General features: G+C 68.0%; 13 protein-coding genes. 7 read left to right on the top strand and 6 right to left on the bottom strand.

What is annotated here, in order from left to right; genetic code table 11:
- Positions 1–64: 64 nt before the first annotated feature.
- The gene (locus tag HMPREF2716_RS13480; RefSeq protein ID WP_003099939.1) at positions 65–952 is read right to left on the bottom strand and encodes an acyltransferase; all 888 of its coding nucleotides are present in this window, start codon (positions 950–952) and stop codon (positions 65–67) included.
- A gap of 142 nt (positions 953–1094) precedes the next feature.
- Here HMPREF2716_RS13480 and HMPREF2716_RS13485 point away from each other — a divergent pair, with 142 nt between their 5' ends.
- From HMPREF2716_RS13485 to HMPREF2716_RS13510, 6 genes are all read left to right on the top strand, one after another.
- Positions 1095–1604 carry a retropepsin-like aspartic peptidase RloA2 gene (locus HMPREF2716_RS13485; protein ID WP_003113269.1) on the top strand — a complete coding sequence of 170 codons (510 nt, stop codon included), beginning with the start codon at positions 1095–1097 and terminating at the stop codon, positions 1602–1604.
- A gap of 84 nt (positions 1605–1688) precedes the next feature.
- Entirely contained in the window at positions 1689–2378 is a 690-nt protein-coding gene (gene creB, locus HMPREF2716_RS13490) for a two-component system response regulator CreB (protein WP_003084734.1), read from the top strand.
- Positions 2378–3802: a two-component system sensor histidine kinase CreC gene (gene creC, locus HMPREF2716_RS13495; RefSeq protein ID WP_003123892.1), complete on the top strand. Its 1425-nt coding sequence runs from the start codon at positions 2378–2380 to the stop codon at positions 3800–3802. Before creB ends, creC begins: the two co-directional genes overlap by 1 nt.
- A gap of 102 nt (positions 3803–3904) precedes the next feature.
- Positions 3905–5263 carry a cell envelope integrity protein CreD gene (gene creD / locus HMPREF2716_RS13500; protein ID WP_003113266.1) on the top strand — a complete coding sequence of 453 codons (1359 nt, stop codon included), beginning with the start codon at positions 3905–3907 and terminating at the stop codon, positions 5261–5263.
- Between the two features lie 49 nt (positions 5264–5312).
- Positions 5313–5615 carry a hypothetical protein gene (locus tag HMPREF2716_RS13505; protein WP_003084737.1) on the top strand — a complete coding sequence of 101 codons (303 nt, stop codon included), beginning with the start codon at positions 5313–5315 and terminating at the stop codon, positions 5613–5615.
- Complete coding sequence (locus HMPREF2716_RS13510; protein ID WP_003084739.1) at positions 5612–5797, top strand: hypothetical protein; 186 nt, start codon at positions 5612–5614, stop codon at positions 5795–5797. The genes HMPREF2716_RS13505 and HMPREF2716_RS13510 overlap by 4 nt, the downstream gene beginning before the upstream one ends.
- Here HMPREF2716_RS13510 and HMPREF2716_RS13515 read toward each other — a convergent pair.
- Together HMPREF2716_RS13515 and HMPREF2716_RS13520 are read right to left on the bottom strand one after the other, a co-directional pair.
- Complete coding sequence (locus HMPREF2716_RS13515; protein ID WP_003113265.1) at positions 5760–6380, bottom strand: glutathione S-transferase; 621 nt, start codon at positions 6378–6380, stop codon at positions 5760–5762. The genes HMPREF2716_RS13510 and HMPREF2716_RS13515 overlap by 38 nt on opposite strands.
- A gap of 18 nt (positions 6381–6398) precedes the next feature.
- Complete coding sequence (locus tag HMPREF2716_RS13520; RefSeq protein ID WP_003117919.1) at positions 6399–7349, bottom strand: Vgb family protein; 951 nt, start codon at positions 7347–7349, stop codon at positions 6399–6401.
- An 85-nt stretch (positions 7350–7434) separates the two neighbouring features.
- Here HMPREF2716_RS13520 and HMPREF2716_RS13525 point away from each other — a divergent pair, with 85 nt between their 5' ends.
- A complete protein-coding gene (locus HMPREF2716_RS13525; RefSeq protein ID WP_003099950.1) occupies positions 7435–8292 on the top strand; it encodes a PP2C family serine/threonine-protein phosphatase in 858 nt (285 codons plus the stop codon).
- A gap of 172 nt (positions 8293–8464) precedes the next feature.
- Here HMPREF2716_RS13525 and fiuA read toward each other — a convergent pair whose 3' ends face one another.
- The 3 genes from fiuA to HMPREF2716_RS13540 all read right to left on the bottom strand — a co-directional run bounded on the left by fiuA (position 8465) and on the right by HMPREF2716_RS13540 (position 12448).
- Entirely contained in the window at positions 8465–10858 is a 2394-nt protein-coding gene (fiuA, locus tag HMPREF2716_RS13530) for a TonB-dependent ferrichrome receptor FiuA (protein ID WP_021204850.1), read from the bottom strand.
- Positions 10859–10961: 103 nt separating this feature from the next.
- Entirely contained in the window at positions 10962–11933 is a 972-nt protein-coding gene (locus HMPREF2716_RS13535; RefSeq protein WP_021204849.1) for a FecR domain-containing protein, read from the bottom strand.
- Positions 11930–12448: an RNA polymerase sigma factor gene (locus HMPREF2716_RS13540; RefSeq protein WP_003084762.1), complete on the bottom strand. Its 519-nt coding sequence runs from the start codon at positions 12446–12448 to the stop codon at positions 11930–11932. Before HMPREF2716_RS13540 ends, HMPREF2716_RS13535 begins: the two co-directional genes overlap by 4 nt.
- Positions 12449–12460: the final 12 nt, after the last annotated feature.

The following is a 12460-nucleotide window of genomic DNA, read 5'->3' on the forward strand; positions in this document are numbered from 1 at the left end:
GGTAGGGCGAATAACGCCCCCGGCGTTATCCGCCCTACGAGATGGGTGTGCTTCGGCCGGTACTTCAGCGCAGTTGCCGCAAGCGGGCGATGCGTTCGTCCTTTTCTTCCCACATGCGCGAGACCCATTCCTGCACGTACTGGCGGAACACCGGGTCGTTCTCGTAGTCGCCCTGCCACAGGGCGGGATCGATCGGCCGGGTCTGGATGTCGACGATCACCTTCGGCACCCGTCCGCAGAGCAGGTCCCAGAATCCCGGCACCTTGTCGCTCGGGTAGACCACGGTGACGTCGAGCAGGGCGTCCAGTTGCTCGCCCAGCGCGGCGAGGACGAAGGCCACCCCGCCGGCCTTGGGCTTGAGCAGGTGGCGATAGGGCGACTGTTGCCGGGCCTTCTTCTGCTCGCTGAAACGCGTGCCTTCCAGGTAGTTCACCACGGTCACCGGGATGCGCTTGAACTTCTCGCAGGCGGCCTTGGTGATCTCCAGGTCCTTGCCCTTGAGTTCCGGGTGCTTCTCCAGGAAGGCCTTGGAATAGCGCTTCATGAACGGATACTCCAGCGCCCACCAGGCCAGGCCGAGGAAGGGCACCCAGATCAGCTCCTTCTTGAGGAAGAACTTGAAGTACGGGGTGCGCCGGTTGAACACCTGGATCAACGCGGGGATGTCGACCCAGGACTGGTGGTTGCTCACCACCAGGTACGAGGTGTCCTGGCGCAGGTCGCCGGCGCCGCGCACGTCCCAGACCGTCGGCGTGCAGGTGGCGAAGATCCACTTGTCGATCTCCGCCCAGGTCTCGGCGATCCACATCACGCCCCTGGAGCAGAGGTCCTTCAGGCGCTGGCCGGGGAGCACCAGCTTGAGCAGTGCGATCAGCATCATCGGGCCGATCAGGATCAGCGTGTTGAGAAGCAGCAGAAGGCTGCTGGTCAGGCCGGTCAACAGTTCCCGCATGGTTGGTTTCCCTGTCCTGGGTGTGGGTCGACGCGGCCCATCATACGCATCCGCGCCGCGCCGCCCAAGCCGCCGGCGTGGCGAACGAAACCGCGCCGTGCTAGTCCTATGTGGACCTCGTATCACTTCAGGAGATGCCCGCGTGAAGCGTGCCCTTGCCTTGCTCTCGCTGTTCGCCCTGCCGGTCCTCGCCGCCGAACCCAACCTCTACGGCCGCTACGAATGGGTCTCCCTGCCGGAGCTGGACCGCACCCTGCAGGCGAAGATGGACACCGGCGCCTACACCTCCTCGCTGTCGGCCAAGGACATCGAGTTGTTCCAGCGCGACGGCGAGGAGTGGGTGCGCTTCCGGCTGGCCACCAAGGAGGCCGACGGCTCGGTGTTCGAGCACAAGCTGGCGCGCATCGGCAAGATCAAGAACCGCGCCGACAACCGCAGCGGCGAGGACGAGGATGAGGACCGCCTGAGCGAACGCCCGGTGATCGACCTGCAGGTCTGCCTGGGCGGAGCGATGAAGACCATCGAGGTCAACCTCACCGACCGCAGCGCCTTCAACTATCCGTTCCTGATGGGCACCAAGGGCTTGCGCAAATTCCACGTCGCGGTCGATCCCTCCGAGCGCTTCGTCGCCGACAAGCCCACCTGCAAGTAAGCGTCCTACGCCACCGGCGGCGCGATTGACGCGCGCGCCGGCTTGCGGCACCGTTCCGGCATTCCCGTCAGCCGCCGTCACGCCATGCCGCATATCCTGATCGTCGAAGATGAAGCCGCGATTGCCGACACCCTGCTCTACGCCCTGCAGGCCGAAGGCTTCGCCACCACCTGGGTGACCCTCGCCGGCGAGGCGCTGGCGTTACAGGAGCGCCAGCCGGCGGATCTGCTGATCCTCGACGTCGGTCTGCCGGACATCAGCGGTTTCGAGGCCTGCAAGCGCCTGCGGCGGTTCTCCGAGGTGCCGGTGATCTTCCTCACCGCGCGCGATGCCGAGATCGACCGTGTGGTCGGCCTGGAGATCGGCGCCGACGACTACGTGGTCAAGCCGTTCAGCCCGCGCGAGGTGGCGGCTCGGGTCAAGGCCATCCTCAAGCGCATGGCGCCGCGCCCGGCGGCGCTGGAAGGGGCCGCGCCGAGCGGGCCGTTCCAGGTCGACGAGGAGCGCGTGCGGATCCACTACCGCGACACCCCGCTCAACCTCACCCGCCACGAGTTCCGCCTGCTGCAGACGCTGCTCGGGCAGCCCGAGCGGGTATTCAGCCGCGAGCAGTTGCTCGACGCCCTCGGCGTCGCCAGCGAGGCCGGCTACGAGCGCAACATCGACAGCCACATCAAGAGCCTGCGCGCCAAGCTGCGCCAGGTGAACGAACGCGGCGAAGCGATCCAGACCCATCGCGGCCTGGGCTACAGCTACAGCCCGGACCACGCCTGATGCCGCTCGGCGTTCGGATCTTCCTGGTCTACTTCCTGTTCGTCGGTCTCACCGGCTACTTCGTGCTGAGCACGGTGATGGACGAAGTGCGGCCCGGCGTGCGCCAGTCCACCGAGGAAACCCTGGTGGACACCGCCAACCTGCTCGCCGAGATCCTCCGCCAGGACGTGAAGAACGGCACCCTGGCACAGAGCGACCTGCCGGAGATGCTCGAGGACTACGGCAAGCGCGTGCCGCAGGCGGATATCTGGGGCTTGCGCAAGGAGGCTGTGAACCACCGCATCTACGTCACCGACGCCAGCGGCAAGGTGCTGCTGGACTCCGCCGGGGTGGCTGTCGGCCAGGACTATTCGCGCTGGAACGACGTCTACCTGACTCTCCGGGGCCAGTACGGCGCGCGCTCCAGCCGCGAAGACCCGGACGACCCGGATTCCTCGGTGATGTACGTGGCGGCGCCGATCAAGGATGGTGGGAAGATCATCGGGGTGGTTTCGGTGGCCAAGCCGAACAGCAGCCTGCAACCCTACATCGACCGCTCGCAGCGGCGCCTGGCCTGGCTCGGTGCCGGGCTGATCGCCCTCGGGCTGCTGGTCGGCGGCCTGCTCTCCTGGTGGCTCAGCGGCGCGCTGCGGCGCCTCACCCAGTACGCCCAGGCGGTCAGCGAGGGGCGCCGCGCCGAGCTGCCGCGCTATCGCGGCGGCGAGATGGCGCAACTGGCCGACGCGGTGGAACGCATGCGCACGCAACTGGAAGGCAAGGACTACGTCGAGCGCTACGTGCATACCCTGACCCACGAACTGAAGAGCCCATTGGCGGCGATCCGTGGCGCCGCCGAGTTGCTCGACGGCGAGATGCCGGCCGAGCAGCGGGCGCGCTTCGTCGGCAACATCGCCGGCGAGAGCGAGCGCCTGCAACAACTGATCGAGCGCCTGCTGAGCCTGGCCCAGGTGGAGCAACGGCAAGGCCTGGAGGAGGTCGGCAAGGTCGACCTGCGGGAGATCGCCGCGTCCCTGCTGGAAGGCCAGGCGGCGCGTATCCAGCGCCAGCGATTGCGGGTGGAGAACCGCCTGGAAGGTCCCTGCGAGGTTCGCGGCGAGCAGTTCCTGCTGCGCCAGGCGCTGGCCAACCTGCTCGACAACGCCCTCGACTTCACCCCGCCCGGCGGCATCCTTCGCCTGCTCGCCGAGGTCGACGGCGAGGGTATCGCCTTGCGCCTGTTCAACCAGGGGCCGGCGATTCCCGACTACGCCCTGGCGCGCCTCACCGAACGCTTCTACTCGCTGCCGCGCCCGGCCAGCGGGCGCAAGAGCACCGGGCTGGGACTGAACTTCGTCGCCGAGGTGGCGCAACTGCATGGCGGCCGGTTGCAGGTCGGCAACCGCGACGACGGCGTCGAGGCGCTGCTCTGGCTGCCGCGCGGCTGAGGCGCCTCCACGGAAACTCCATCGACTCTCCACACGGCGACCCGAAGCCCGCCATCGCGGCGCCGCAGACTTTCCGCCATCACCCCGACGGAGAGTCCCCCCATGAACCGCACGCTGGCCTACAAGCTCGGCGCCATCGCCCTACTCATCCTGCTATTGCTGATTCCCCTGTTGATGATCGACGGCCTGATCCGCGATCGCCAGGAGGTTCGTGACGGCGTGCTGCAGGATATCGCCCGCAGCTCCAGCTACAGCCAGCGCCTCACCGGCCCGCTGCTGGTGGTGCCGTACCGCAGGACGGTGCGCGAGTGGGTCACCGAGGAGAAGACCGAGAAGCGCGTGTTGCAGGAGCGAGAGCAGCGCGGCGAGCTGTACTTCCTGCCCGACCGCTTCGCCCTCGACGGGCAGATGCGCACCGAGCTGCGCTACCGCGGCATCTACCAGGCGCGCCTGTACCACGTCGACAACAAGGTTGCCGGCTACTTCCAGGTGCCTGCGCACTATGGCATCGAAGAAGACCTGGAGGACTACCAGTTCGAAACGCCGTTCCTGGCGATGGGCATCAGCGACATCCGCGGCATCGAGAATGCCCTGCGCCTGTCCCTCAACGGTGCCAGCGTCGACTTCGAGCCGGGTAGCCGGGTCGGCCTGCTCGGCAGCGGTGTGCACGCACCGCTGCAAGGCGTCGACGGGCGCCAGGCGCAGCGCCTGGAGTACGCCTTCGACCTGTCGTTGCTCGGCAGCGAGCGGCTGGACATCGTGCCGGTGGGCCGCGACAGCCAGGTCATCCTGAAGGCCGACTGGCCGCACCCGAGCTTCGGCGGCGAGTTCCTGCCCAGCGAGCGGGAGATCACCGCCCAGGGCTTCACCGCGCGCTGGCAGACCAGCTTCTTCGCCACCAACATGGAAGAGGCGCTGCGCAGTTGCGTGGAGGAGCAGCGTTGCGACGGCTTCCAGGCGCGCGCCTTCGGCGTCGGCCTGGTCGATCCGGTGGACCAGTACCTGAAGGCCGACCGCGCGATCAAGTACGCGCTGCTGTTCATCACCCTGACCTTCGCCGGCTTCTTCCTCTTCGAGGTGCTCAAGCGCCTGGCGGTACACCCGGTCCAGTACGCGCTGGTCGGCCTGGCGCTGGCGTTCTTCTACCTGCTGCTGCTGTCGCTGGCCGAGCACGTCGGCTTCGAGCTGGCCTACCTGGTCTCCGCCGGAGCCTGCGTCGGCCTGATCGGCTTCTACCTGTGCTTCGTCCTGCGCAGCGTGGCCCGAGGGCTGGGCTTCAGCGTCGGCCTGGCAGGGCTGTACGGCCTGCTCTACGGCTTGCTGAGCGCGGAGGACTACGCCTTGCTGATGGGCTCGCTGCTGCTGTTCGCGGTGCTTGCCGCGGTGATGGTGCTGACCCGCCGCCTGGACTGGTACGGGGTCGGCCGCAAGGACTTCCCGGCGGTACCCGCCAGGGCCTGACGACGAAGGCGGCGGCGCCGGCCGCCGCCGATTTCCAAGGAGGAAAAGCATGCGCCTATTCTTCGAGTTCACCCTTTGTGCCGCCCTCGGCCTGCTGGTCAGCGGCGTGATCCTGATCTTTCTGCTGTTCTTCGGCAAGTTCGGCCTGATCGAGTACTGGATCGCCAGCGGCAAGCCCCTGGCCCACGCCATGCTGGTGCTGATGCCGGACGGATTCTGGGAAGGCCTCAGCGGCATCGAGGGCGCCGCCGGCAATCCGCACGTGCGCTCCTTCCTGGAGCTTTGCATGGGGCTCGGACAGAGCGCGCTGTTGCTGGGCCTGCTGCTGTTCCGCCTGGTGTGCTGGAAATGAATGGCTATGTCGGCCTGCGCGACGACCGTCGCGACGGCGAGCGCCTGGCGGCGCGGATCGGCCTGCTGTTCCCCGGCCCCTCGGCGGCCTGGCTGCAACGCGCCGAGCGCCTGCGGCGGCAGCAGGCGTCGGCGGGCCTCGGGGTCAGGCGCGGGTGGCCTGCATCGACGGGCGCTGGCTGACTTCGGCGAACCAGGCGGCGAGTCGCGGGTAGCGGCCGCGCCAGTCCCACTCCGGCTGGCGCAGGTCGAGATAGCCCAGGGCGCAGGCGACGCCGATGGCGGCGATGTCGAAGCGCGCCTGCAGTTCGGCGATGCAGTCGCCCTCCAGCCACGCCAGGGACCGCCCGATCTTTTCCCGCTGTGCTTCGAGCCAGGTGTCCCAGCGCTTCTCCTCGGGGCGGACGAAGGTTTCGTAGCGGGACAGCACCGCGGCGTCGAGGACGGCGTCCGCCAGCGAGGCGATGGTCAGGCGTCGCCAGCGGGCGCTGCCTTCGCGGGGGATCAGCGGTTCGCCGACGTGCTGCTGGTCGAAGTAGTCGCAGATCACCCGGCTGTCGTGCAGCACCTGGCCGTCCGGCAGGCGCAGGGCGGGAATCTTGCCGGCCGGGTTGCTGGCGTTGAGCTGCCGGATGGGCGCGACCGGCGTCGGCGTGACTTCCTCGAGCGCCACGCGCTCGCGTTGGCCGGTTTCGTGGAGCAGGACCAGGACCTTGCGCACGAAGGGCGAGGCGGCGGCGTAGAACAGCGTATGGGTAGCGCTCATGCGGGCTCCTTGGAAGGATCAGTCGCGGACGACGCGCAGACGATCGGCGGCAGGCTCGGCGCTCCAGGTTTCTCCGGGGCGACCGCCGAGCAGGGCGTTGCCGGGCGCCGGCCGGTCGCTGGGCAGGACGCGGAATGTCGCCTGCTCACTGTCGAAACGCAAGAGCGCCCCGCTGGCGGCGTCGTGCAGCCAGACACGGTCCATGGCGTCGACCCGCAGGCTGTCCGGGCGGGCCTGGCTGTCCGGCAGCGGCCAGCTCTGCCACGAGGCATCGCTGGGATCGTAGCGGTACAGCCGGGCGCCACCGCTGTCGCTGGCCCAGAGCCTGCCGATGGAGTCGGCGCCGATCCCGCGCAAGGCCTTCGTGCCTTCAGGCGCGGGCAACTGCTCGGCGCTGCCGTCGAGCGGATCGACATGCACCAGCGCGTCGTCCTGCGCGTACCAGACCTCGCCGTCCGGGGTGACGCAGATGCCGTTCGCCGCCTTGCCCTGGGGCGAGGGCCAGACCTCCACCAGGCGCCTGGCTGGGTCGAGGCGACCGTGGAAGCCGCGGCTGCCGGTGAACCAGAGGCGCCCGTCGTCGTCGAATACCGCGGACTCGAGCCCGGCCGGCGCGGCCTTGGCCGGTAGCGGGAAACGTTCGCTGCCCAGGCGCTCGCCGCCGATGCGAAGGATGGCGTTGAGGCCGCTGTCGAGCACCCAGGCGTTGCCGCTCTCGTCGCTGACGATGGCTCGCGGCCGCGCGCCTTCGCCGAGCGGCACCTGCACGCTCTCGCCACTGGTCGGGTCGAGGCGCCCCAGCGAATGCCCGCCGTCCGCGCCGTACCAGACCGCACCCTGTGCACTGGGCGCGACCGCGTAGGGCGCGGAGCCCTTGTCCAGCGGGTAGTACTGTTCGCCGGCCAGGGCGGCGCCGGTCGACGACAGGGCCAGGAACAGGCCCAGCAGCGGGTAGGGCAGGTGACGCATACGGTTCTCCCGGAACGACGAGCGGAACGTGGAAAGGCTCTGTCTTGCTATTCTGGCAGCGCATTGAGCATAGGAGGAACTGCGAATGGCCACAGTGGAAATACTCGGGGCGGAATGCCGCGCGGGGGGCGCGGTGAACGACGATGCGCTGGGCTGCACGGCGCAGGCCGCCTGGGTGATCGACGGTGCCACCAGCATCGGTCGCAGCGTGCTGGGCGTGGAAAGCGACGCGCGCTGGCTGGCCCAGGCGGTGGACCGGCACCTGCGGTTGCTGCTGGAAGTCGAGCCCGAGCAATCCAGCGAGACCCTGCTGCGGCGCCTGCTCAACGATATCCAGGGCGACTTCCGCGCCCAGAGCGGCCGCGACTGGCACGACCTCGAAGACATGCCGGCGGCCTGCCTGAGCCTGCTGCGGATTCGCGGCGGAGAAATCGAACTGCTCAACATCGGCGACAGCCGGATTCTCGTCGAAGGCGCCGACGGCCAGGTACGCAGCTTCGGCGATTCGGCCCTACACGAACTGGATCGGCAATCCCTGGCGCATTTCTGCCGGATGCGCGAGGAACATCCGCAGTGGGATCACGCCGAACTGTTCAAGGCCAGCCGCCCGCGCGTGCGGCAGAACCGCCTGCTGATGAACAAGCCCGAGGGCTACTGGGCGCTGGACATCAGCGACCGCTGGCTCGGCCAGGTGCAGCGCGAGACCTTGCCGCTCGCCGCGTTGCGTTCCTTCGTGCTGATGACCGACGGCTTCGACCGGCTGGTCGAGCCTTTCCGCCGCTATACCGACGAACAGTTGCTGCGGCGCCTCGAGGACGTCGGAGTGAGCGCCATGCTCGACGAGTTGCGCGAGATCGAACAGGGCGACGACCAGGCCCTGGCTTTCCCGCGTTTCAAGATCCACGACGACGCCAGCGCGCTGTGGGGTCGGATCGCGGGGTGAACGATGATCTCCGGCGCCCGGAATGCAGGTCCTCCCCATTGCGCCGGCTGCCGATATCCCGGCCCTCTCCCTCAGGCGGGAGGAGGGCATCCGGTGCCCGGAAGGTACGTTCTGCGGTAGGGCGAATAACCGCGAAGCGGTTATCCGCCGTTACGCACCTGTGACGCGTCGCTCACCACTTGTAGCTGACGCTGCCCACCACGCTGCGCTGGTCGCCGTAGTAGCAGTAGTAGCCGTCGCAGGACGCCAGGTAGTCCTTGTTGAACAGATTGTTGGCATTGACCGCCACGCTGACGCCTTTCAGGCTGCCGTTCAATTGGCCCAGGTCGTAGCGCACGGCGGCGTCGTACAGGGTGTACGAGCCGGCGTAGCCGTCGTAGGTGTTGGCCTGGTCGCCGTAGGTCGAGCCTACGTAGCGGGCGCCGGCACCCACGCTGAAACCGTTCAGCGTACCCTCGTGCCAGGTGTAGTCGGCCCATAGCGAGGCCTGGTTGCGCGGCGCCTGTTGCAGGCGGTTGCCTGCGTACTGGCCTTTTTTCACTTCGGTGTCGGCGTAGCTATAGGCGCCGATCATCTTCAGGTTGTCGGTGACGTTGCTGGTGGCTTCCAGTTCTATCCCGGAGACCTTCACTTCGCCCGTCTGCGAAGTGACCGGCGTGCCGCCTATGTTCTGCGACACGCTGACGTTCTCCTGGCGCAGGTCATAGACCGCGGCGGTGAACAGCGAGTCGGAGCCTACCGGCTGGTACTTCACGCCGATTTCCCATTGCTTGCCTTCGGTCGGCTTCAGCGAACTGGTGCTGTTCATATCGGCGCCAGTGGTGGGCTGGAACGACTCCGCATAGGAGATATAGGGCGCCACGCCATTGTCGAAGATGTAGCTGAGCGCCGCGTTGCCGCTGAACTTCTTGTCGCGGCTGGTATTGGTGGCGTCGCCCTTGTTGTAGAAGGTGGCGCCTGTGTGCACCCAGTCCTCGCGACCGCCGAGGGTCAGGCGCCAGTTGTCGAGGGCGATCTGGTCCTGGACGTAGAGGCCGGTCTGGTAGGTCTGCTGCTTGTAGTCGTAGTACGCGTCGGAACGCGGCGGCTTGGGAATCGGCTGGCCGTAGATCGGGTTGTTGACGTTGCTCGGCGGCGCGCTGCCAAAGATCGATGTGTATTGGTTGTCGGTGCGGTTGTGATCCAGGCCTAGCAGCAGGGTGTGGCGCAGGGCGCCTGTTTCGAAGTCGGCCTGGAAGTTGTTATCTACTACGAACTGACTGACGTCTTCATCCACCGAGGTGGTGCTGCGTTCCAGTGTGCCGTCGGCATGAGCTGTGCCCGCTGTAATCCCCTGGAACGACAGGTCGTTGCGCAGGTAGCGCAGGTTCTGGCGGAACTGCCAGACATCGTTGATCCGCCGCTCGAAGGCGTAGCCCAGCCAGTAGTAGGTGCGGTCGTAGTATTCCCAGTCCGGATCGCCGAGGTTCTTGTGGTGGGAAACCTTGCCGAACGGCGCGTCGTACTTGGTTCCGCGCAGCGGCAGGAACTGGCTGGTGATGCCGGTATCGTCGCGGTTGAACTGGCCGAGGAAGGTCAGCCTGGTGTCGTCGTCGATGTTCCAGGTCAGGCTCGGGGCGATGTTGTAGCGCTTGTCGTCGATATGGTCGACCTGGGTGTTGCTGTCGCGCACCACGCCGGAGACGCGATAGAGAAAGCGTCCCTCGTCGTCGAGCGGGCCGGTGCTGTCGAAGCTGACCTGCTTGTGGTTGTAGTTGCCGACCTCGGCCTTCACCTCGTGACTGGCGACGTTCTGCGGACGCAGGCTGACCATGTCGAGCATGCCGCCGGGCGGGGTCTGGCCGTAGACCGAGGAGGCCGGGCCGCGCAACAGGGCGACACGCTCCAGGTTCCAGGTTTCCAGCTTCGGGTTGTTGTAGACGCCGACCGCCATCGGCAGGCCGTCGAGGAACTGGGTCGGCTTGAAGCCGCGCACCTTCAACCAGTCGGAGCGGGTGTCGCTGCCGAAGCTGCTGGCGACGACGCCGGGCATGTAGCGCACCGCGTCGTCGAGGTTGTGCACGGCGCGGTCGGTCATCTGCTGGCGGGTCGCCACCGAGATCGAGCGCGGGGTCTCGAGGATCGGCGTATCGGTCTTGGTCCCGGTCATGCTGCGCTTGGCCACGTAGCCGCTGGTCGGCCCCAGTGGGTCTTCCTCGGCGCCGCTGACCGTCATCGCCTGCAACGACAGGGTGTCTTCCGGCACCTTGCGCAGGCTGTAGGTGCCGCCGGCATTTTCCACCAGCTCCAGGCCGCTGCCCTTGAGCGCTTCGCGCAATGCGCCGGGCGCGTCGAAGCGACCTTGTACGGCGTGGGCGCTGCGTCCTTCGGCGAGCGCCGGGTCCAGGGTGAGGACCAGGCCGGCCTGGGCCGCGATGCGGTTCAGGGTGCCTGCCAGCGGCCCGGCGGCGATGCGGTAGTCGCGCACGCTGGCCTGTTCGGCCGGGGCGGCGTGGAGGAACGGTGCGGGAACGGCGAGGGCGATGGCTAGGGCGAGCAGGCCGGGACGGAACGTCGGGCGGGGCATGTGCGGGGCTCCTGGATGGAAACGAGTCTCAATGCCTCCTTGCCGGACGAGTCGGAAAAAGTGATAGGGCCGGCGGGAAAAATTTTTCGCCGGCCCGTTCGGTTCAGCGTGGCACCACTTCGAACCACCAGGCGTTGTGCCTCACGCTGCGCACCGGCAGGCTCGGCTGCAAAGCCTGAAGGGCGAGGCGGGTGTCCTTCAGCGGGAAACTGCCGGTGACGCGCAGGTCGGCGATGCTCGGGTCGACCCGCAGCAGCGCCGGCGAATAGCGCCCCAGTTCCGCCACCAGGTCGGCCAGCCGGGCGTTCTCCACCACCAGCATGCCTTGTGCCCAGGCGCCGGCCAGGGCCGGGGCCGCTTCGCTGGCCTGCAGGCCTTGCGGCAGGATCAGCACCTGCTGGCCTTCCTTGATTACACGCTCTTCGCTGAGCGTTTCCGCGCGCGCGGCCACCGCCGACTGCAACACGGTGAGGCGCGTGCCGGGTTCCTCGCGGCGCACCAGGAAGCGCGTGCCGAGGGCGCGCATGTCGCCATCGGCGCTGCTGACCACGAAGGGGCGCGGGTCGCCATGGGCGGTTTCCACCAGGATCTCGCCGGCCAGTAGCACGACCTGGCGGCGTTCGCCGTCGAAGCGGACGTCGATGGCGCTGCGGCTGTTCAGGCGCACATGGGTGGCATCCGGGAGGGTCAGCTCGCGCTGCTCGCCGGTAGCGCTGTAGGCGTCGGCCAGCAGGTAGCGGACCGGGACGTAGCGGTTGGCCACGCCGAGCCCGACGCCCAGCGCCAGCACTAGCCCCAGGGCGCTGCTGCCGAGCCGGCGCAGGCGGCGCTTGAAGCGTGCGTTGCCGGACAGCAGGGCGTTGCGTGCCGGCCCGTTGGCGGCTCTCGCCAGGTGCCGGTCGAGGCCGCCGAGCTGTTCCCAGGCGCGTTCGTGTTCGGGATGCGCCGCGTACCAGCGGTGGAAGGCGCGGTGATCGTCGGGATGGGCTTCGCCGGAGTCGAGCAGCAATTGCCAGGCGATGGCTTCGTCGAGCACCCGCGCGCGTACCGGCGAATGACGATCGTCGGCGCTCACCGGGGCTCTCCGTAGAGGGCGATGTAGCACTGGCGCAGACCCTGGGCCAGGTATTGGCGCACGCGCGGCACCGAGACTCCGAGACGCTCGGCGATCTCCGCGTGGGGCATGCCGTCCAGGCGGCTATAGAGAAACGCGCTGCGCGCCTTCAGCGACAGCGTGCCAAGCAGGCGATCGATCTCGCGGAGGTCCTCGAGAATCAGGTACTGCTCTTCGGCCGAAGGCTGCTCCGCTTCCGGAACCAGCGCCAGTTCGGCGAGATAGGCCTGCTCAAGGGCGGCGCGGCGGAAGTGGTCGATCATCAGGCCGCGCGCCACCTTCGCCAGGAACGCGCGCGGTTCGCGCAGGCCGGGCAGCTCCGGGCGGCCGAGGAGGCGAACGAAGGTGTCCTGGCTGAGGTCTTCGGCGCGCTGGCGGCAGCCGAGGTTGCGGTTCAGCCAGGCAAGCAGCCAGCCGCGGTGGTCCCGGTACAGGCTACCCACGAATTCGCTGTTGCTGACGTCACCCGCCGACACGGCCGCTCCCCA

It is taken from the genome of Pseudomonas sp. HMSC076A11, from assembly GCF_001810205.1.
Classification (GTDB): domain Bacteria; phylum Pseudomonadota; class Gammaproteobacteria; order Pseudomonadales; family Pseudomonadaceae; genus Pseudomonas; species Pseudomonas aeruginosa.

Excerpts from the sequence above, each read along its gene's own strand:
- fiuA (WP_021204850.1), bottom strand. The coding sequence starts at position 10,858 with ATGCCCCGCCCGACGTTCCGTCCCGGCCTGCTCGCCCTAGCCATCGCC.
- HMPREF2716_RS13520 (WP_003117919.1), bottom strand. The coding sequence starts at position 7,349 with ATGCGTCACCTGCCCTACCCGCTGCTGGGCCTGTTCCTGGCCCTGTCG.
- creB (WP_003084734.1), top strand. The coding sequence starts at position 1,689 with ATGCCGCATATCCTGATCGTCGAAGATGAAGCCGCGATTGCCGACACC.
- creD (WP_003113266.1), top strand. The coding sequence starts at position 3,905 with ATGAACCGCACGCTGGCCTACAAGCTCGGCGCCATCGCCCTACTCATC.
- HMPREF2716_RS13515 (WP_003113265.1), bottom strand. The coding sequence starts at position 6,380 with ATGAGCGCTACCCATACGCTGTTCTACGCCGCCGCCTCGCCCTTCGTG.
- HMPREF2716_RS13480 (WP_003099939.1), bottom strand. The coding sequence starts at position 952 with ATGCGGGAACTGTTGACCGGCCTGACCAGCAGCCTTCTGCTGCTTCTC.
- HMPREF2716_RS13510 (WP_003084739.1), top strand. The coding sequence starts at position 5,612 with ATGAATGGCTATGTCGGCCTGCGCGACGACCGTCGCGACGGCGAGCGC.
- HMPREF2716_RS13525 (WP_003099950.1), top strand. The coding sequence starts at position 7,435 with ATGGCCACAGTGGAAATACTCGGGGCGGAATGCCGCGCGGGGGGCGCG.
- creC (WP_003123892.1), top strand. The coding sequence starts at position 2,378 with ATGCCGCTCGGCGTTCGGATCTTCCTGGTCTACTTCCTGTTCGTCGGT.
- HMPREF2716_RS13505 (WP_003084737.1), top strand. The coding sequence starts at position 5,313 with ATGCGCCTATTCTTCGAGTTCACCCTTTGTGCCGCCCTCGGCCTGCTG.